We start from the raw sequence: 18,802 nt of genomic DNA, 5'->3' as shown, positions 1-18,802 counted from the left end.
ATTGCCGTAAACCCGTGTAAAACCGGGGTTGGCGCTATAAGAAGTTGTCGCTTGGCGACAAGGTGGCGCTGAAAACTGTCCTTACAATCCCTGCATCGCCTGCCAGTTCCAGGCAGGCGTTCCTCTTCAGGAGACTCCGATGTCCGTTGAGCAAGCCCCGGTGCAACGTGCCGATTTCGACCAGGTGATGGTGCCTAACTACGCACCTGCCGCCTTTATCCCCGTGCGTGGCGCAGGTTCGCGCGTTTGGGACCAGGCCGGTCGCGAGCTGATCGACTTTGCCGGCGGCATCGCGGTTAACGTATTGGGCCATGCCCACCCGGCGCTGGTCGGTGCACTGACCGAACAGGCCAACAAGCTGTGGCACGTCTCCAACGTGTTCACCAATGAGCCGGCCCTGCGCCTGGCCCATAAGCTGATCGACGCCACCTTTGCCGAGCGTGTGTTCTTCTGCAACTCCGGCGCCGAAGCCAACGAGGCCGCGTTCAAGCTGGCCCGTCGCGTGGCGTTCGATCGTTTCGGCACTGAGAAGTACGAAATCATCGCCGCATTGAACAGCTTCCACGGCCGTACCCTGTTCACCGTCAACGTCGGTGGCCAGTCCAAGTACTCCGACGGTTTCGGGCCTAAAATCACCGGCATTACCCACGTTCCTTATAACGACCTGGCAGCGCTGAAAGCCGCCGTGTCGGACAAGACCTGCGCCGTAGTGCTGGAACCGATCCAGGGCGAGGGCGGTGTACTGCCGGCCGAGCTGGCTTACCTGCAAGGTGCCCGCGAGCTGTGCGATGCCAACAACGCGTTGCTGGTGTTCGACGAAGTGCAGACCGGCATGGGTCGCAGTGGCCACTTGTTCGCTTACCAACATTACGGCGTGGTGCCGGATATCCTCACCAGCGCCAAGAGCCTGGGCGGCGGTTTCCCGATTGCCGCCATGCTCACCCGTGAAGACCTGGCCAAGCACCTGGTGGTCGGCACCCATGGCACTACTTACGGCGGCAACCCGCTGGCGTGTGCAGTCGCTGAAGCGGTGATTGACGTGATCAACACCCCCGAAGTGCTGGCCGGCGTCAACGCCAGGCACGACGTGTTCAAGGCGCGCCTGGAGCAGATCGGCAAGCAGTATGGGATCTTCACCGAAGTGCGCGGCATGGGCCTGCTGATCGGTTGCGTACTGAGTGATGCGTTCAAAGGCAAGGCCAAGGACGTGTTCAACGCGGCTGAGAAAGAAAACCTGATGATCCTGCAAGCCGGCCCCGACGTGGTGCGTTTCGCCCCGAGCCTGGTGGTGGAAGAGGCGGACATCAACGAAGGCCTGGATCGTTTCGAACGTGCTGTGAAGACCCTGACCCAGGCCTGATTGGCTTGACGGGATCAAATGTGGGAGGGGGCTTGCCCCCGATAGCGGTGGGTCAGTCACCTGATTTATCAACTGACACACTGCTATCGGGGGCAAGCCCCCTGCCACATTGGAATTAGTCGCACATGGGGATAGGTGTTGTTTTCAGACCTGTCCGGTATTTTTTCCTATGAGTTTTTCGAGTTAAGGAGTGACACCATGCTGGTGATGCGCCCCGCGCAAATGGCTGACCTGGGCGAGGTACAGCGTCTGGCTGCGGACAGCCCGATTGGTGTCACCTCCTTGCCGGATGATGTGGAACGCCTGAGCGACAAGATCGCCGCCAGCGAAGCCTCCTTCGCGGCCGAGGTGAGTTTCAACGGTGAAGAGAGCTATTTCTTTGTGCTCGAAGACACCGAGACCGGCAAGCTCGCCGGGTGCTCGGCCATCGTCGCGTCAGCCGGTTACTCCGAGCCGTTCTACAGCTTCCGTAACGAAACCTTCGTACACGCCTCCCGCGAGCTGAAGATTCACAACAAGATCCACGTGCTTTCCCAGTGCCACGACCTCACCGGCAACAGCCTGCTCACCAGTTTCTATGTGAAGCCTGCACTGGTCGGTTCGCCGTGGTCGGAACTCAATTCCCGTGGCCGCCTGCTATTCGTCGCCAGCCACCCCGAGCGCTTTGCCGACTCGGTGGTGACCGAGATTGTCGGCTACAGCGATGAGAACGGTGACTCGCCGTTCTGGGATGCCATCGGCCGTAACTTTTTCGACCTCAACTACGCCGCCGCGGAGCGCCTGTGTGGGCTGAAAAGCCGTACCTTCCTCGCCGAGCTGATGCCGCATTACCCGATCTACGTGCCGCTGTTGCCGGACGAAGCCCAGGAAGCCATGGGCCAGGTGCACCCGCGTGCGCAGATCACCTTCGATATCCTGATGCGTGAAGGCTTCGAGACCGACCACTACATCGACATCTTCGACGGTGGCCCGACGCTGCACGCACGGGTCTCGGGCATTCGCTCGATCGCCCAGAGCCGCGTGGTGCCGGTCAAAATCGGCGAGATGGCCAAGGGTGTCGGTCGCCAGTACCTGGTGAGCAACGCGCAGTTGCAGGATTACCGCGCGGTGATGCTGGAGCTGGACTATGCACCCGGCAAACCGGTGACCCTGGACCTGGCAGCCGCTGAAGCCCTGGGCGTTGGCGAAGGCGCGAGTGTGCGTCTGGTAGCGGTTTAAAGAATTGAGTTTCGCGGGTGGCTGCCAAACAGCGGCCCGTCTGAGGAGATAGCATGATCGTTCGTCCCGTACGCAGCAGCGATTTACCGGCCCTGATTGATCTGGCGCGCAGCACCGGCACCGGCCTCACCACCTTGCCGGCCAACGAAGAGCGCCTGACCCACCGGGTTGGCTGGGCGGAAAAAACCTTTCGCGGCGAAGCCGGGCGCGGCGATGCCGACTACCTGTTCGTGCTGGAAAACGACGAAGGCCGCGTGGTGGGAATTTCTGCCATTGCTGGCGCCGTTGGCCTGCGTGAGCCTTGGTACAACTTCCGGGTGGGCCTGACCGTCAGTGCGTCCCAGGAACTGAATATCTACCGTGAGATTCCGACGCTGTTCCTGGCCAACGACCTCACCGGCAATTCCGAATTGTGCTCGTTGTTCCTGCATGCCGATTACCGCAACGGCCTCAACGGCCGCATGCTGGCCAAGGCGCGCATGCTGTTCATCGCTGAGTTCCCGCAGCTGTTCGGCAACAAGATCATTGCCGAGATGCGCGGTGTGTCCAACGACGCCGGGCGTTCACCGTTCTGGGAAAGCCTGGGCCGGCACTTCTTCAAGATGGAGTTCAGCCAGGCCGACTACCTCACGGGCGTGGGCAACAAGGCGTTTATCGCCGAGCTGATGCCGAAGTTTCCGCTGTACAGCTGCTTCCTTTCCGAAGATGCGCGCAACGTGATCGGCAAGGTGCATCCGGACACCGAGCCGGCCCTGAGCATGCTCAAGAGCGAAGGCTTCAGCTACCAGGGCTATGTCGATATTTTCGACGCCGGCCCGGCGGTGGAGTGTGAGACCAGTAAAATCCGTGCGGTGCGCGACAGCCAGTCGCTGGTGTTGGCCATCGGCACGCCGGGGGACGACGCTACGCCGTTCCTGATCCATAACCGCAAGCGCGAAGAGTGCCGTATCACTGCGGCTCCCGCCCGGCTGGCGGCAGGCACACTGGTGGTCGATCCGCAGACCGCCAAGCGCCTGCAACTGGTGGTGGGTGATCAAGTGCGTGCTGTTGCGTTGTCCGCTGCTCGGGAGTCGAAATAATGAATTCGCTGTATATCGCAGGTAGCTGGCTGGCTGGCCAGGGTGAACTGTTTGAATCGCGCAACCCGGTGACCCAGCAAGTGTTGTGGGCCGGCAACGGTGCCAGCACCGAGCAGGTCGAGTCTGCCGTGCAGGCTGCTCGCCAGGCGTTCCCGGCGTGGGCCAGACGCCCGCTGGAAGAGCGCATCAGCGTGCTGGAAACCTTCGCCGCCACCTTGAAAAGCCGCGCCGATGAAATCGCTCGCTGCATTGGCGAAGAGACCGGCAAGCCGCTGTGGGAATCGGCCACCGAAGTCACCAGCATGGCCAACAAGATCGCGATCTCGGTGCAAAGCTACCGCGAGCGCACCGGCGAAAAGAGTGGCCCACTGGGTGACGCCACCGCCGTGTTGCGCCATAAACCCCATGGCGTGGTGGCGGTGTTCGGCCCATACAACTTCCCCGGCCACTTGCCCAACGGGCATATTGTCCCGGCGTTGCTGGCGGGTAACACCGTGCTGTTCAAACCCAGCGAGCTGACCCCGAAAGTCGCCGAGCTGACCGTGCAGTGCTGGATCGAAGCCGGCTTGCCGGCGGGCGTGCTGAACCTGCTGCAAGGCGCACGGGAAACCGGTATCGCCCTGGCGGCCAACCCAGGCATCGACGGCTTGTTCTTCACCGGTTCGAGCCGCACCGGCAACCACCTGCACCTGCAGTTCTCCGGGCGCCCGGACAAGATCCTGGCCCTGGAAATGGGCGGCAATAACCCGCTGGTCGTGGACGAGGTGGCCGATGTGGATGCGGCGGTCTACACCATCATCCAGTCTGCGTTTATCTCGGCTGGCCAGCGTTGCACTTGCGCCCGTCGCTTGTTGGTGCCGGAAGGTGCCTGGGGTGATGCATTGCTGGCGCGCCTGGTAGCGGTCAGCGCCACGATTGAAGTAGGCGCATTTGACCAGCAACCAGCGCCTTTCATGGGCTCGGTGATTTCCCTCGGCGCGGCCAAAGCGCTGATGGAGGCTCAGGAGCTGATGTTGGCCAATGGCGCCGTGGCGCTGCTGGAAATGACTCAGCCTCAGGCCCAGGCGGCCTTGTTGACCCCTGGCATCATCGACGTGACCGCAGTGACCGAGCGTGAAGATGAAGAGCTGTTCGGCCCGCTGTTGCAGGTGATCCGTTACGCTGATTTTGCCTCGGCAATCGCCGAGGCCAACAACACCCAATACGGTCTGGCCGCCGGTTTGTTGTCGGACTCCGAAGCGCGTTACCAGCAGTTCTGGCTGGAAAGCCGCGCCGGTATCGTCAACTGGAACAAGCAACTGACCGGCGCTGCCAGCACCGCGCCGTTCGGTGGGGTAGGAGCGTCGGGTAACCATCGCGCCAGTGCCTATTACGCGGCGGATTATTGCGCGTACCCGGTGGCCTCGCTTGAGACCCCGAGTTTGGTGGTTCCAGCTACGCTAACCCCCGGCATTACGCTGATCTAAATGTGGGAGGGGGCTTGCTCCCGATAGCTTTCTGTCAGTTGATTAATCAGGTGACTGATCACCGCTATCGGGAGCAAGCCCCCTCCCACACTGGATTTGTGGTGTGTTGAAGACTTTTGATGCCTATAAAAACAGATGTTCGTGGAGCCTCGCCGATGAAATCCTATGAAGTCAATTTTGACGGTCTAGTGGGGCCGACCCATAACTACGGCGGTTTGTCCTACGGCAACGTCGCATCCCAGAGCAACAGCCAGCAGTCTTCAAACCCGAAGGAAGCGGCGTTGCAGGGCCTTCAGAAAATGAAAGCGCTGATGGACATGGGCTTTGTGCAAGGTGTGTTGGCGCCCCAGGAACGTCCTGATGTGGCCGCCTTGCGCAACCTCGGTTTCAGCGGCAGCGACGCTCAGGTGATCCAGCAAGCGGCCAAGCAGGCCATGCCTTTGCTGGTAGCCAGTTGCTCGGCATCCAGCATGTGGGTGGCCAACGCCGCCACTGTCAGCCCGAGCGCCGATACCGCAGACGGCCGCGTGCATTTCACCGCTGCCAACCTCAACTGCAAATACCACCGCAGCATCGAACACCCGACCACCAGCCGCGTGCTGGGCGCGATGTTTGCCGATGGGAAACACTTTGCCCACCACGCCGCGCTGCCCGCCGTAGCCCAGTTCGGCGATGAAGGTGCGGCCAACCACACCCGCTTCTGCCGCGAATACGGCGAGGCTGGCGTTGAGTTCTTCGTGTTCGGCCGCAGTGCCTTCGACACCCGTTACCCGGCCCCGCAGAAGTACCCGGCGCGCCAGACCCTCGAAGCGTCCCAGGCTGTCGCGCGCCTGCACGGCTTGAAGGATGACGGCGTGGTCTATGCCCAGCAGAACCCGGCGGTGATCGATGCCGGCGTGTTTCACAATGACGTGATCGCGGTGGGCAACGGCGAGGTGCTGTTCTATCACGAGGATGCGTTCCTCAACACCGAACAGATGCTCGCCGAGCTGCAAGGCAAGTTGGGCACGCTGGGCGGCAACTTCCAGTCGGTCTGTGTGCCCCGTGCCCAGGTCAGTGTAGAAGACGCGGTGCGTTCCTACCTGTTCAACAGTCAGTTGCTGACCCGTCCCGACGGTTCGATGCTGTTGATCGTGCCGGAGGAGTGCCGCAGCAACGAGCGCGTGTGGCATTACCTGCAGGGCCTGACCAGCTCTGGCGGGCTGATCCGCGAAGTCAAGGTTTTCGACCTTAAGCAAAGCATGCAGAACGGCGGTGGCCCCGCCTGCCTGCGTTTGCGCGTGGCGCTGAACGAAACCGAACTGGCAGCGGTGAACCCAGGCGTTATCATGACCGCGCCGTTGTACGACACGCTGACCCAATGGGTCGACAAACACTACCGCGACAGCCTGCGTGAAACCGACCTGGCTGACCCGCAGTTGCTGCTTGAGTGCCGGACGGCACTGGATGAACTGACGCAAATCCTTAAACTGGGCTCGGTTTATCCTTTCCAGATCAATTAACGCCACCTCTTTTTACACCCTATGGCTGAGAGTTATTTTATGACCACCGACACCCTGAAACTGATCCTTGAAGACACCGACGGTACCCAGCTGGAAACTTCCTGCACTCGCGTTGCCGTGGTCTGGCAGGGCAAGGAGATCTGGATCCAGCACGACGGCCGTGGCCAGCTGCTGATCGGTGTGGATGTGGAAGAGGGCGATGCTGAATACGCCAACCTGCTGATGCGCCCATTGGCGACCAACCTGATGAGCCTGCAACTGGAAATGGAACCGGCCGACGTTGAAGGTGATGACGACGATCACGTCCATGGCCCTGGCTGCAACCACTAAGGAAGCTGCTTATGCTCGCCCTCGGCAAACTGCTTGAACTGACCCTCGCCGGTCGCGAACCGGCGCAAAAAATTCAACTGACTGTCGACGGCGTGCAGATGCGCTGGCTCAGCGAGGGTGCGCTTGAAGTGCGCCCTCCTGAGGCTCGGGACAACGGCAGCGACCTGCTGCTGTCGTCCGGCATCCATGGCAATGAAACCGCGCCGATCGAACTGCTCGACCGCCTGTTGCATGGCATCGCCCGCGGTGAGATCAAGCCCCGTACCCGTATTCTGTTCCTGTTCGGTAACCCCGAGGCCATGCGCCGCGGTGAGCGTTACCTCGAACTGGACATCAACCGGCTGTTCAATGGCCGGCATGAACAAAACATCGGCCCCGAAGCCATGCGCGCTGCGGAGCTTGAACAGCTGGCCCGCAGCTTCTTCAGCCTACCTGGCCGCTCGCGCCTGCATTACGACCTGCATACCGCCATTCGCGGTTCGAAGATCGAGCAGTTTGCGCTGTACCCTTGGAAGGAGGGGCGCCAGCATTCGCGCCATGAGCTGGCGCGCTTGAACGCTGCCGGCATGCAAGCGGTGCTGCTGCAGAACAAAACCTCGATCACCTTCACCGCGTTTACCTACGAACAGCTGGAGGCGGAAGCTTTCACCCTCGAGTTGGGTAAGGCGCGGCCTTTCGGGCAGAACCAAGGCGTGGACGTGTCCCGCCTGGAAACACGCCTGAAGCAGATCATCGAGGGCAGCGAACCGGAAACTGAAAGCCTGGATGGCCTGCAACTGTTTGCCGTGTCTCGTGAGGTTATCAAGCACAGTGATGCCTTCCTGATGCACCTGCCCGCGGATGTGGAAAACTTTTCGGAGTTGGAAAAAGGTTATCTGCTGGCCGAAGATGTGGCCAAGTCGCGTTGGGTGATCGAGGAGGAGGGCGCGCGCATTATCTTCCCGAACCCGAAGGTCAAGAATGGCTTGCGGGCGGGGATATTGATTGTGCCGACCACGGAGGCCGGGCTGGCGTAGATCCGAGCCTTAACAGGATCCAAATGTGGGAGGGGGCAAGCCCCCTCCCACATTGGTTTTGCAGTGTTGCTTAAACCGCTACAGCCCGTGGCTCGCTACGGCGGATCGCGCGCACCTTATGCAGGGTGTCGGCGCACGTACGCGCAGCTTCCTGGCCCTTATGCACGAAGTGCTCGTAGAAGAACGTGGTGTGTTCGCTGCCGGCATGGAAGTGGTGCGGCGTCAGGGACACCGAGAACACCGGCACTTCAGTTTCCAGCTGCACCTGCATCAGGCCGCTGACCACCGATTGGGCGACGAACTCGTGACGGTAGATGCCGCCGTCCACCACCAGCGCGGCGGCCACGATGCCGGCGTAACGGCCGGTCTTGGCCAGCAGCTTGGCGTGCAGGGGCAGTTCAAAGGCGCCGCCGACTTCGAAGAAATCGATGTCCGATTCCTGGTAGCCCTGGGCGATCATTTCGGCGAGGAAGCCTTTGCGCGATTGGTCGACAATATCCTTGTGCCAGCAGGCCTGGACAAACGCGACGCGCTCGCCGTGATGGTTTTTGCTTTTGCTGTCGATTGCGGTGGGTTGCATGTTCTGACTCCTGTTTAAGAAAAAAACAGGGCGTTATGAATCGAATGGGATTTAAGGGTACGAAACGCTGTGTCATGCAAGCATGAACCCGGCGCGCGGCCCTTAGGTGCCAATCCCGTTCTCTCTTCATCCGGACTATGACCGTCGGCCCCGGGATCACACCGGGTCTGCTGACCTTGTCGCCGTCCCGCGTGAGCAGTTCGAGGCGCCAAGCGCTCGCGGGCTATGCACATTGCGTGCAATTACCGCCGGTGGGGAGTTACACCCCGCCCTGAGAACGTTGCCGCCAGAACCCTGGCGGCGGAGAGTTTTTAACATGGTTTTTCAAAAACTGCACGGTTGCCGTATCGATAACCTATATCGGTTTGTTTGGTTGGTATTCGATTGGATCTAGGTGGGGCTTGATATTCCGCGGCTTTGCCCGCAGTAATCACTCACAAAAGGACTTACCCATTCCGTTAGAGGCCCCCCTTCATGACCGTGATCGACCTGCGCAGCGACACCGTGACACAACCTACCCCCGGCATGCTCGACGCGATGGCCAGTGCCGCCAGTGGTGATGACGTTTACGGGGAAGACCCCAGCGTCAACCGCCTGGAGGCCGAGCTGGCCAAGCGCCTGGGCTTTGCCGCCGCGTTGTTCGTGCCCACCGGCACCATGAGCAACCTGCTGGCGTTGATGGCTCACTGTGAGCGCGGCGAGGAATACATCGTCGGCCAACAGGCCCACACCTACAAATACGAAGGCGGCGGGGCGGCGGTGCTGGGGTCGATCCAGCCACAACCCCTGGAAGTACAGGCGGACGGCTCCCTCGACCTGAAGCAGGTGCTCGAAGCCATCAAGCCTGACGACTTCCACTTCGCCCGCACCCGCCTGCTGGCGCTGGAAAACACCATGCAAGGCAAAGTGCTGCCGCTGGATTACCTGGCGAAAGCCCGTGCGTTCACCCGTGAGCACGGCCTGGCCCTGCACCTGGACGGCGCGCGGATCTACAACGCGGCAGTCAAGCTGGGTGTGGATGTGCGGGAGATTGCCCAGCATTTCGATTCGGTATCGGTGTGCCTGTCCAAGGGCCTCGGTGCGCCGGTCGGCTCGGTGTTATGCGGCTCTACGGCGCTGATCGCCAAGGCGCGGCGCCTGCGCAAGATGGTCGGCGGAGGCATGCGTCAGGCCGGCTCCCTGGCGGCGGCGGGCTTGTATGCCCTGGATCATCAGGTGCAGCGCTTGGCTGACGACCATGCCAACGCGCAATGGTTGGGGGATGAACTGCGCAAGGTCGGTTACACCGTGGAGCCGGTGCAGACCAATATGGTCTACGTGAAGATCGGTGACCAGGCGCAGGCCCTGAAAGCCTTTGCCGCCGAGCGCGGGGTCAAGTTGAGCGCCGCGCCGCGTCTGCGTATGGTCACCCACCTGGACGTCAGCCGGGCGCAGATCGAGCAAGTCGTCCAGACATTCGTCGAGTTTTCGCGAAAATGACAGTGCAGACCGTCTAATTGACTGTTTCTATCACATAAACACGCTGTACCACCGGCAAAGGGCCGATATAATGCGGCCCTTTGCCGTCGCTCCGTCTGATGATGTTGCGCACTGGCCTTTGGCCGCAGCCTCCGTGGAAGAACCTAATGAAAAGCGCAGAAATCCGTGAAGCCTTCCTTCGCTTCTTCGAAGAGCAAGGCCACACCCGTGTAGCCTCCAGCTCCTTGATCCCAGGCAATGACCCAACCCTGCTGTTCACTAACGCGGGGATGAACCAGTTCAAGGACTGCTTCCTGGGCCAGGAAAAGCGCGCCTACACCCGCGCAGTCAGTAGCCAGAAGTGCGTACGCGCCGGTGGTAAGCACAACGACTTGGAAAACGTCGGCTATACCGCCCGTCACCACACCTTTTTCGAAATGCTCGGCAACTTCAGCTTTGGCGATTATTTCAAGCAGGATGCGATCAACTTCGCCTGGTCCTTCCTTACCGGCGTATTGAAGCTGCCTGAGGAAAAACTCTGGGTCACCGTCTACGCCAGCGATGACGAAGCCTACGATATCTGGACCAAGCAGGTCGGTGTGCCGCCTGAGCGCATGGTGCGCATCGGCGATAACAAAGGCGCGCCGTACGCCTCCGACAACTTCTGGACCATGGGCGACACTGGCCCCTGCGGCCCTTGCACCGAGATTTTCTACGATCACGGCGCCGACATCTGGGGTGGCCCACCGGGCTCGCCGGAAGAAGACGGCGACCGCTACATCGAAATCTGGAACAACGTGTTCATGCAGTTCAACCGCACCGCCGATGGTGTGTTGCATCCGCTGCCGGCGCCGTCGGTAGACACGGGCATGGGCCTGGAGCGGATCAGTGCGGTGATGCAGCACGTGCATTCCAACTATGAAATCGACCTGTTCCAGAGCCTGCTGGCTGCCGCGGCCAAGGCCATCGGTTGTGCCAATGAGGATCAGGCGTCGCTCAAAGTGGTGGCTGACCACATCCGCTCTTGCGGTTTCCTGATTGCCGACGGCGTGCTGCCTTCCAATGAAGGCCGTGGCTACGTGCTGCGTCGCATCATCCGTCGCGCTTGCCGTCACGGTAACAAGCTGGGCGCCAATGGCAGCTTCTTCTACCAGATCGTTGCGGCCCTGGTCGCCGAGATGGGCGAAGCCTTCCCGGAACTCAAGCAGAACCAGGCGCACATCGAGCGCGTACTGAAAGCTGAAGAAGAGCAGTTCGCCAAGACTCTTGAACAAGGTCTGAAAATCCTCGAGCAAGACCTCGCCAACCTGCAGGGCACCGTGGTGCCGGGCGACGTGGTGTTCAAGCTCTACGATACCTACGGTTTCCCGATGGACCTGACCGGCGACATCGCCCGTGAGCGCAACCTGACCCTCGACGAGGAAGGTTTCGAGCGTGAGATGGAAGCCCAGCGTGTACGCGCGCGCTCCGCCAGCTCCTTCGGCATGGACTACAACAGCCTGGTCAAGGTTGACGTTGCCACTGAGTTCACCGGCTACAAGGCCACCAGCGGTACAGCTAAAGTGGTCGCCCTGTATAAAGACGGCCAGTCGGTCGACGTCTTGAATGAAGGCGATGATGGCGTGGTGGTGCTGGACCAGACCCCGTTCTACGCTGAGTCTGGCGGTCAGATTGGTGATTGCGGCTTCCTCAAGGCGACTTCCGGTCGTTTTGATGTGCGCGACACCACCAAGACCGGCGGCGCGTTTCTGCACCACGGTGTATTGGCCTCGGGCAGCCTGACCGTCGGCTCGCCAGTGGAAACCCAGGTAGACGCCGACGTGCGTCACGCCACCGCGCTGAACCACTCGGCCACCCACTTGCTGCACGCCGCGCTGCGCCAGGTACTGGGCGAGCACGTTCAGCAGAAGGGTTCGTTGGTCGACAGTCAGCGCCTGCGTTTTGACTTCAGTCACTTCGAAGCGATCAAGCCTGAGCAGATCAAGGCCCTGGAAGACATCGTCAACGCCGAGATTCGCAAGAACACTGCGGTGCAAACCGAAGAAACCGATATCGAGACCGCCAAGGCCAAAGGCGCCATGGCACTGTTCGGTGAGAAGTACGGCGACAGCGTGCGCGTACTGAGCATGGGCGGCGACTTCTCGGTGGAGCTGTGTGGTGGTATCCACGCCAACCGTACCGGCGACATCGCGCTGTTGAAAATCGTCAGCGAAGGTGGCGTGGCGTCCGGTGTGCGGCGTATCGAGGCGGTGACCGGTGCTGCGGCCCTGGCCTACCTCAATGCGGCTGAAGAACAACTCAAGGAAGCGGCCACCCTGGTCAAGGGCAGCCGCGACAACCTGATCGACAAGCTGTCCGCAGTGCTGGAGCGCAACCGCGCACTCGAGAAACAGTTGGAGCAGTTGCAGGCCAAGGCGGCCAGCGCTGCAGGTGACGACCTGTCGGCTTCGGCCGTGGACGTCAAGGACGTGAAAGTCCTGGCGGCGCGCCTGGACGGTCAGGATGGCAAGGCGCTGTTGGCCTTGGTCGATCAGTTGAAGAACAAGCTCGGCCGCGCAGTGATCCTGCTCGGCAGTGTCCATGAGGATAAGGTCGTTCTGGTTGCCGGTGTAACCAAGGACCTGACTGGCCAACTCAAAGCCGGTGATTTGATGAAGCAAGCCGCTGCGACAGTGGGCGGCAAGGGCGGTGGTCGTCCGGACATGGCGCAAGGCGGTGGTGTAGATGCCGGTGCCCTGGATGCGGCCCTGGCCTTGACCGTGCCGTTTGTCGAGGCAGGTATTTAAGGCACTGTTAATTAGCCCGTGGCCTGGTCACGGGCGGGTTCAGTGCGGGTTGATTGGATATTAGGCGCCCCTTTACGGGCTGAGGCGGCTTGGAAATGGCTTTGATCGTACAGAAATTTGGAGGCACCTCGGTCGGTTCTGTCGAAAGAATCGAGCAGGTCGCCGACAAGGTTAAGAAGTTCCGCGATGCCGGCGATGACCTGGTAGTGGTGCTGTCGGCCATGAGTGGCGAGACCAATCGCCTGATCGACCTGGCCAAAGCCATCAGTGGTGATCAACAGCCGCTGCCGCGTGAGTTGGATGTGATCGTGTCCACGGGCGAGCAGGTGACCATTGCGCTGTTGGCTATGGCGCTGAACAAGCGTGGTGTGCCTGCCGTGTCCTACACTGGTAGCCAAGTGCGCATTCTTACAGACAGCGCGCATACCAAGGCGCGCATCCTGCAAATTGATGATCAGAAAATTCGTACTGATCTGAAAGCAGGGCGCGTGGTAGTTGTAGCAGGCTTCCAGGGTGTGGACGAGCAGGGCAACATCACTACCCTCGGGCGTGGCGGATCGGACACCACCGGTGTCGCGCTGGCTGCAGCTCTCAAGGCGGATGAATGCCAGATCTACACCGATGTGGATGGCGTCTACACCACTGACCCACGCGTTGTGCCCGTGGCCCAACGCCTTGACAAGATTACCTTTGAAGAGATGCTGGAAATGGCCAGCCTCGGTTCGAAGGTGTTGCAGATCCGTGCGGTGGAATTCGCCGGCAAGTACAACGTTCCGCTGCGCGTATTGCACAGCTTCAAAGAGGGTCCGGGCACCCTCATTACTATTGATGAAGAGGAATCCATGGAACAGCCGATCATTTCCGGCATCGCGTTCAATCGTGATGAAGCCAAGCTGACCATCCGTGGCGTGCCAGACACCCCAGGCGTGGCCTTCAAGATTCTCGGGCCTGTCAGCGACGCGAACGTTGAAGTCGACATGATCGTGCAGAACGTTTCGCACGATAACACCACCGATTTCACCTTCACCGTGCATCGCAACGAGTACGATGCTGCTCACAAGATCCTGGAGAACACCGCAAGCCAGATCGGTGCTCGCGAAGTGGTCGGCGATACCAAGATTGCCAAGGTGTCGATCGTGGGTGTAGGCATGCGTTCCCATGCAGGCGTTGCCAGCCGCATGTTCGGGGCTCTGGCCAAGGAAGGTATCAACATCCAGATGATTTCCACGTCGGAAATCAAAGTCTCGGTGGTGATCGAAGAGAAGTATCTGGAACTGGCTGTGCGCGCGCTGCATACCGCTTTCGAGCTGGACGCTCCGGCCCGACAGGGAGAGTGATGTGTTGCCAGGAAGGCGCGGTTTACCGCGCCTTTCATTTTTTGTGGGGCGCATGTTCTTTTGCGTGGGCTCGACAATACTTAGGCGGGTAGGGCTACGACCTTTTGGTTGTAGGTCGAATGCCTTTTTTTTGCAGACTGTTGTTCCTGAACTGAAATGCGTGAGGAGAAAGGCATGCTGATTCTGACTCGTCGTTGCGCAGAAAGCCTGATTATCGGTGATGGCGAAATCACCGTGACCGTGCTCGGCGTCAAAGGCAATCAAGTGCGTATTGGGGTTAACGCTCCGAAAGAGGTAGCGGTCCACCGCGAGGAAATCTACCTGCGGATCAAGAAAGAGAAGGACGAAGAACCAAGCCTTTAATTTTTATCGTTTTTTATGTTTGCAAACGGGGATGAACGTGGTTAATATACGCCCCGTGTTGCGGAGAGCTGGCCGAGTGGCCGAAGGCGCTCCCCTGCTAAGGGAGTACACCTCAAAAGGGTGTCGGGGGTTCGAATCCCCCGTTCTCCGCCATTATTTGCTTAGTACGTTGCAATCTGGTTTTTTCGGTAAGTTGTTGAAAATACTCGAAAAAATAGCTTTACATAGAGATTGAACGGCCTATAATGCGCGGCAACAAATGCACTCGTAGCTCAGCTGGATAGAGTACTCGGCTACGAACCGAGCGGTCACAGGTTCGAATCCTGTCGAGTGCACCATTTAAGAGTTAGTTGCAGTGATGCAGGTAGCTCGGCTTCAACCAGTTGTGATCTGGTCTAAAAACACAATCTGCACTCGTAGCTCAGCTGGATAGAGTACTCGGCTACGAACCGAGCGGTCACAGGTTCGAATCCTGTCGAGTGCACCATACAAACAAAAAGCCCGCCTAGTGCGGGCTTTTTGCCGTCTGGGGTTTGTGTAGGCGTTATCCTGGGCTCGATCTTTTTCTCCCGTTCATGTGTTTTCCCTTCCGGCTGTGTCGTCGCACTTCATAGATGTAGCCAATGCTGAGCTTTTGCACGCAAGCGCTTGTTCTTTCCAGTTTTTTAACGTTTAAAGCGTCCGGGCGGTGTATCATGCGCCCGTCAGCCCCGCCGGGGCTTATGGAATACCTCCATGGACTTACCCAGTAGTGATTCAGTACCCCGTTTTACCAATCATGAATTGACTGATTGATCCTTCCGGCGTGCCCCGCTGCTGGGAGTGGAGTTCGCCTATGACCGAAGTAGAAGTAAAGAAAACTCAAGAAAGCCTGCAGGATCGCCTGGCTCAAGTCATCGAGCTGCTGCAGCGCCAGCGCGTGGTCGAAGACCTCACGCATCGCCAGGACGGTCCGAACCACGACCGTGTTGAAAACCTGGTACACCGGCAAAACCTCGTCGAGTTGCAACGCAAGCTCGATGACCTGCACTCCGCCGACGTTGCTTATATCCTCGAAGCCTTGCCATTGGATGATCGACTGACCCTTTGGCAGTTGGTCAAGGCTGATCGCGACGGCGATATCCTTCTGGAAGTATCTGACTCCGTCCGTGAAACCCTGATCGCCGACATGGACGATCATGAGCTCCTGGCTGCCGCCAAGGAGATGGATGCAGACGAACTTGCCGACCTCGCCCCTGAGCTGCCCCGTGACGTTGTCCATGAGTTGATGGAGGCGCTCGACACGCAGCAGCGTGAGCGCGTGCGTTCGGCGCTGTCTTACGACGAGGACCAGGTTGGCGCGCTGATGGACTTCGAGATGGTTACCATCCGCGAAGACGTCAGCCTGGAAGTGGTACTGCGTTACCTGCGTCGCCTTAAAGAACTGCCGGGCCATACCGACAAGCTGTTTGTGGTCGACTACGAGGGGATTCTCAAGGGCGTTCTGCCGATCAAGCGCCTGCTGGTCAATGACCCCGATAAGAAAGTCGCAGATTTGATGGCCAGCGATACCGTCAGTTTCCACCCGGATGAAGATGCTTACGAAGCAGCGCAGGCATTTGAGCGTTATGACTTGATCTCGGCACCGGTGGTCGACAAGAACGGTAAGCTGATAGGCCGTTTGACCATCGACGAAATGGTCGACTTGATTCGTGAGGAGAGTGAGACTGAAGTCCTCAACATGGCAGGTTTGCGTGAAGAGGAAGATATTTTTGCGTCGGTCTGGCGTTCTCTGCACAACCGTTGGGCCTGGCTGGCAATCAATCTGATCACTGCCTTCATCGCCTCGCGCGTGATCGGTCTGTTCGAAGGTTCTATCGAAAAACTGGTGGCGTTGGCGGCGCTTATGCCGATTGTCGCCGGTATCGGCGGCAACTCTGGTAACCAGACCATTACCATGATCGTGCGCGCGATGGCGCTGGATCAGGTGAGTACCGCCAATTCTTCGCGATTGTTGCGCAAAGAGTTGGCCGTGGGCCTGATCAACGGCCTGGTGTGGGGCGGCGTGATCGGTGTGGTGGCCTACTTGTTGTATGGTAGTTGGTCGCTGGGCGTGGTTATGACGGCTGCCATGACCCTCAATCTGCTATTGGCTGCCCTGATGGGGGTGCTGATCCCGATGACCCTGGCACGCCTTGGTCGCGATCCTGCCATGGGGGCCAGTGTGATGATCACAGCCATGACCGACAGTGGTGGTTTCTTCATCTTCCTGGGGTTGGCGACGATCTTCCTCCTGTAATCCCTTTCGGCGGGGGATCTCACCCCGCCATGTTTTCCTTTCCCAATCTTCAGACGAAAAAAAGCCAGCGTTATGCTGGCTTCGGCTTTCAATGGCAGATTAATTGGCTTCTGCGGCCGCCTCAACGTCGTGGGCGATAAGCGAGACGAGAGCATTTTGCTGGCGGTGAGAGAGCTGACGAAAACGCTGCAGCAGTTCGCGTTCGTGCAGTGACAGCTCGGGGCTGTCCAGGCGCATGCTCAACTCTTCACCCAAGGCGCCTTCCTGAATAAGGCTCTGTTCCAGGCGCGCGATGATTTCGGAGTTCATGCTGCGGTGATGATTGCGAGCCACCTCGGCAATGCGTTCCCGCATTCCGTCTGGCAGACGTACGACGAACTTGTCAGCCGTACGGCTGGAATAAATTGCCTGTTTCAATGGGCGCATATATTTAACCGGTTAGTTCAGGGGAGCGGTTTTTGGAATTGGCCGCAAGATGAGTGTTAAGACAAGGCTCACGACCAAAGTTCAACCCGAATTGCAAAGAGGTCGCATCATGCCTCAGATTTGACATTTGATTGGCGTCAATTCTGTGACAAATATTGAACCGCCTAAAGGCTTTATGCCAGTACTGATTTGCATTTTTGCGGACTGGTCGAAAAACTTTTCCCGCTGGGCCGCGGAACGTCGATCTACACGCAAGCCTGCGCTGCAACCGGGTTGAGGGGCACACATCCTGTAGCAATGTGGCCTTTTGCCCTCATTCTTAAGAGTAGTGGCAATTTGCTGATTTGCTTGCGTCAGGCGACATAAGGTAGGGGGAGAGGTTTTAGCGAAGTACGGGATCGAATTTAATTTTGCGGCCCGCGATGAGCGTGAGCATTAGCAGGCTGCCAAACACAGCGCTGACGATAAAGGCTGTGGTTTGAACCCTTTGGGAGGTAGTACTTAGGCCCAGGGATGCTGTCATGAGGGTCAGGCAAAGAAAAAGCCAGGCGGGTTTGGACATGAATAGCTCTCTTAGAAAACCCAATGCTCGGATGCGGGTGCAATCTGCGCGTCTTGGGCTACGCGAGTAGGTGACTGCGGCTTGGCGTTCAGCACTGCCAGTTGGGGGCGCTGTTGCAAGTGGTGTGGAACTGGCTGATTGAGCTGTGCGGTATCTTCAGTATTGGTCGGTTGAAAATGAAACATTACCAGCGCGGTCAACGCCACAGCATTGAGGGTAAATAGAAGGGCGCTGTTCATGGTCATGTTCTCCGTGGTGCTTGGATCAGTTGGTTTTATAGAGATGATATTGCAGATGCCGTGCCAATCTATTGTGGCAATAAAATCAACGGGTTAGATTTGTTTTGAGGTTCTTGTAGATTGCAGTTTGCAATGGTGGCATTTTGGCGGTAATGCAATTTGCACGATGGTGTCAAATGTCCGGATCTGCGGGGGGAGGTGGTGAATGTGTTCGCAGTGATTGGCCTACAACCAAAATGCCTAAGGACGACATGACAAAATCAGCCTTGGCCGTTAAGATGCACGCCGTCTATCGCTGGCCCATTCAGGTTGGTCGTTTACATTTGTCCCAGTAGCTCAATTGGATAGAGCATCCCCCTCCTAAGGGGAAGGTTGGCCGTTCGAACCGGCCCTGGGACACCATCTTTGCTGGGCGCGTTGCTTGCCGTTATGCGCTCTATCTCAAAAGTCAGTCGCGATTTCCTCTTTCCTTGCTCTCCCAGGTCCGAATCGGTTTTTCTCGATTGTTGGGAGTTGTCGTGGTGCCGCTCTTTTGCGTGAGGATGATTCGGGGTCTTCGCGCTCTTGGTCGTAGAGGTTCTCCTATATATAGAAGAGGCGATACATGGGGGGCTTACCAGCTCGAATACATCTGTCATCTTTTTTGATTTTTGGGCTTGACGCTGCTGCCAATACCTGTAGAATTCGCCTCCCGCTGATGAGAGATCAGAAGCGCAAGTGGTTGAAGTTGTTGAAGAAATCTTCGAAAGCTTCTGAAAATAATCACTTGACAGCAAATGAGGCTGCTGTAGAATGCGCGCCT

17 protein-coding genes, 4 tRNA genes and 1 riboswitch are annotated in these 18,802 nt (G+C 58.7%); of the genes, 17 read left to right on the top strand and 4 right to left on the bottom strand.

Features of this window, described 5'->3' with window-relative positions; all coding sequences use genetic code 11:
- Positions 1–139 precede the first annotated feature (139 nt).
- From FRT59_RS26770 to astE, 7 genes are all read left to right on the top strand, one after another.
- Positions 140–1,360 (top strand): aspartate aminotransferase family protein, encoded by a 1,221-nt coding sequence (locus tag FRT59_RS26770; RefSeq protein WP_034119445.1) that lies wholly within the window; start codon positions 140–142, stop codon positions 1,358–1,360.
- Positions 1,361–1,558: 198 nt separating this feature from the next.
- A complete protein-coding gene (gene aruF, locus FRT59_RS26765; protein ID WP_034119446.1) occupies positions 1,559–2,578 on the top strand; it encodes an arginine/ornithine succinyltransferase subunit alpha in 1,020 nt (339 codons plus the stop codon).
- Between the two features lie 53 nt (positions 2,579–2,631).
- A complete protein-coding gene (gene astA, locus FRT59_RS26760; protein ID WP_003193612.1) occupies positions 2,632–3,657 on the top strand; it encodes an arginine N-succinyltransferase in 1,026 nt (341 codons plus the stop codon).
- Positions 3,654–5,123, top strand: coding sequence for a succinylglutamate-semialdehyde dehydrogenase (gene astD / locus FRT59_RS26755; protein WP_198809883.1), 1,470 nt, complete (start codon positions 3,654–3,656; stop codon positions 5,121–5,123). The genes astA and astD overlap by 4 nt, the downstream gene beginning before the upstream one ends.
- A gap of 155 nt (positions 5,124–5,278) precedes the next feature.
- The gene (astB, locus tag FRT59_RS26750) at positions 5,279–6,625 is read left to right on the top strand and encodes an N-succinylarginine dihydrolase (RefSeq protein WP_034119448.1); all 1,347 of its coding nucleotides are present in this window, start codon (positions 5,279–5,281) and stop codon (positions 6,623–6,625) included.
- Positions 6,626–6,664: 39 nt separating this feature from the next.
- Positions 6,665–6,955, top strand: a complete 291-nt coding sequence (locus FRT59_RS26745) for a hypothetical protein (protein WP_003214319.1) — start codon at positions 6,665–6,667, stop codon at positions 6,953–6,955.
- An 11-nt stretch (positions 6,956–6,966) separates the two neighbouring features.
- Positions 6,967–7,971 (top strand): succinylglutamate desuccinylase, encoded by a 1,005-nt coding sequence (gene astE / locus FRT59_RS26740; protein WP_034119449.1) that lies wholly within the window; start codon positions 6,967–6,969, stop codon positions 7,969–7,971.
- Between the two features lie 70 nt (positions 7,972–8,041).
- Here astE and FRT59_RS26735 read toward each other — a convergent pair whose 3' ends face one another.
- A complete protein-coding gene (locus FRT59_RS26735) occupies positions 8,042–8,551 on the bottom strand; it encodes a 6,7-dimethyl-8-ribityllumazine synthase (protein WP_034119450.1) in 510 nt (169 codons plus the stop codon).
- Between the two features lie 113 nt (positions 8,552–8,664).
- Positions 8,665–8,834: riboswitch (FMN riboswitch) on the bottom strand.
- A gap of 191 nt (positions 8,835–9,025) precedes the next feature.
- Here FRT59_RS26735 and ltaE point away from each other — a divergent pair.
- The 8 genes from ltaE to mgtE all read left to right on the top strand — a co-directional run bounded on the left by ltaE (position 9,026) and on the right by mgtE (position 16,773).
- Positions 9,026–10,030, top strand: coding sequence for a low-specificity L-threonine aldolase (ltaE, locus tag FRT59_RS26730; protein WP_153872798.1), 1,005 nt, complete (start codon positions 9,026–9,028; stop codon positions 10,028–10,030).
- A gap of 146 nt (positions 10,031–10,176) precedes the next feature.
- Positions 10,177–12,795: an alanine--tRNA ligase gene (gene alaS / locus FRT59_RS26725; protein ID WP_153872797.1), complete on the top strand. Its 2,619-nt coding sequence runs from the start codon at positions 10,177–10,179 to the stop codon at positions 12,793–12,795.
- 95 nt (positions 12,796–12,890) lie between these two features.
- Positions 12,891–14,132, top strand: coding sequence for an aspartate kinase (locus FRT59_RS26720; protein ID WP_153839981.1), 1,242 nt, complete (start codon positions 12,891–12,893; stop codon positions 14,130–14,132).
- Positions 14,133–14,306: 174 nt separating this feature from the next.
- Positions 14,307–14,495: a carbon storage regulator CsrA gene (gene csrA / locus FRT59_RS26715; RefSeq protein ID WP_003175645.1), complete on the top strand. Its 189-nt coding sequence runs from the start codon at positions 14,307–14,309 to the stop codon at positions 14,493–14,495.
- A 62-nt stretch (positions 14,496–14,557) separates the two neighbouring features.
- Positions 14,558–14,648: transfer RNA gene (locus FRT59_RS26710), tRNA-Ser, on the top strand.
- A gap of 108 nt (positions 14,649–14,756) precedes the next feature.
- A tRNA-Arg gene (locus FRT59_RS26705) sits at positions 14,757–14,833 on the top strand.
- A 72-nt stretch (positions 14,834–14,905) separates the two neighbouring features.
- Positions 14,906–14,982: transfer RNA gene (locus FRT59_RS26700), tRNA-Arg, on the top strand.
- Positions 14,983–15,330: 348 nt separating this feature from the next.
- A complete protein-coding gene (mgtE, locus tag FRT59_RS26695; RefSeq protein ID WP_034119454.1) occupies positions 15,331–16,773 on the top strand; it encodes a magnesium transporter in 1,443 nt (480 codons plus the stop codon).
- Between the two features lie 99 nt (positions 16,774–16,872).
- On the opposite strand, the gene FRT59_RS26690 is transcribed toward mgtE, so the two are convergent.
- The 3 genes from FRT59_RS26690 to FRT59_RS26685 form a co-directional block, all read right to left on the bottom strand.
- On the bottom strand, positions 16,873–17,199 hold the full coding sequence (locus FRT59_RS26690) for an Arc family DNA-binding protein (protein ID WP_003193592.1): 327 nt from the start codon (positions 17,197–17,199) through the stop codon (positions 16,873–16,875).
- A gap of 382 nt (positions 17,200–17,581) precedes the next feature.
- Positions 17,582–17,761: a PA3371 family protein gene (locus tag FRT59_RS27355; protein WP_034119455.1), complete on the bottom strand. Its 180-nt coding sequence runs from the start codon at positions 17,759–17,761 to the stop codon at positions 17,582–17,584.
- An 11-nt stretch (positions 17,762–17,772) separates the two neighbouring features.
- A complete protein-coding gene (locus FRT59_RS26685; RefSeq protein WP_153872796.1) occupies positions 17,773–18,000 on the bottom strand; it encodes a hypothetical protein in 228 nt (75 codons plus the stop codon).
- Positions 18,001–18,325: 325 nt separating this feature from the next.
- Here FRT59_RS26685 and FRT59_RS26680 point away from each other — a divergent pair.
- Together FRT59_RS26680 and FRT59_RS27095 are read left to right on the top strand one after the other, a co-directional pair.
- Positions 18,326–18,402: transfer RNA gene (locus FRT59_RS26680), tRNA-Arg, on the top strand.
- Between the two features lie 202 nt (positions 18,403–18,604).
- The coding region (locus FRT59_RS27095; RefSeq protein ID WP_209444424.1) for a hypothetical protein at positions 18,605–18,802 on the top strand (198 nt) is incomplete at its 3' end.

Source organism: Pseudomonas haemolytica (assembly GCF_009659625.1).
In the GTDB taxonomy this organism is placed as follows: Bacteria; Pseudomonadota; Gammaproteobacteria; order Pseudomonadales; family Pseudomonadaceae; genus Aquipseudomonas; species Aquipseudomonas haemolytica.
This window is presented reverse-complemented; position numbering and strand designations above follow the sequence as displayed.

Bases quoted from the DNA above. Each gene is read 5' to 3' on its own strand.
- FRT59_RS26770 (WP_034119445.1), top strand. From the start codon at position 140: ATGTCCGTTGAGCAAGCCCCGGTGCAACGTGCCGATTTCGACCAGGTG.
- aruF (WP_034119446.1), top strand. From the start codon at position 1,559: ATGCTGGTGATGCGCCCCGCGCAAATGGCTGACCTGGGCGAGGTACAG.
- astA (WP_003193612.1), top strand. From the start codon at position 2,632: ATGATCGTTCGTCCCGTACGCAGCAGCGATTTACCGGCCCTGATTGAT.
- astB (WP_034119448.1), top strand. From the start codon at position 5,279: ATGAAATCCTATGAAGTCAATTTTGACGGTCTAGTGGGGCCGACCCAT.
- FRT59_RS26745 (WP_003214319.1), top strand. From the start codon at position 6,665: ATGACCACCGACACCCTGAAACTGATCCTTGAAGACACCGACGGTACC.
- astE (WP_034119449.1), top strand. From the start codon at position 6,967: ATGCTCGCCCTCGGCAAACTGCTTGAACTGACCCTCGCCGGTCGCGAA.
- FRT59_RS26735 (WP_034119450.1), bottom strand. From the start codon at position 8,551: ATGCAACCCACCGCAATCGACAGCAAAAGCAAAAACCATCACGGCGAG.
- ltaE (WP_153872798.1), top strand. From the start codon at position 9,026: ATGACCGTGATCGACCTGCGCAGCGACACCGTGACACAACCTACCCCC.
- alaS (WP_153872797.1), top strand. From the start codon at position 10,177: ATGAAAAGCGCAGAAATCCGTGAAGCCTTCCTTCGCTTCTTCGAAGAG.
- FRT59_RS26720 (WP_153839981.1), top strand. From the start codon at position 12,891: ATGGCTTTGATCGTACAGAAATTTGGAGGCACCTCGGTCGGTTCTGTC.
- csrA (WP_003175645.1), top strand. From the start codon at position 14,307: ATGCTGATTCTGACTCGTCGTTGCGCAGAAAGCCTGATTATCGGTGAT.
- mgtE (WP_034119454.1), top strand. From the start codon at position 15,331: ATGACCGAAGTAGAAGTAAAGAAAACTCAAGAAAGCCTGCAGGATCGC.
- FRT59_RS26690 (WP_003193592.1), bottom strand. From the start codon at position 17,199: ATGCGCCCATTGAAACAGGCAATTTATTCCAGCCGTACGGCTGACAAG.
- FRT59_RS27355 (WP_034119455.1), bottom strand. From the start codon at position 17,761: ATGTCCAAACCCGCCTGGCTTTTTCTTTGCCTGACCCTCATGACAGCA.
- FRT59_RS26685 (WP_153872796.1), bottom strand. From the start codon at position 18,000: ATGAACAGCGCCCTTCTATTTACCCTCAATGCTGTGGCGTTGACCGCG.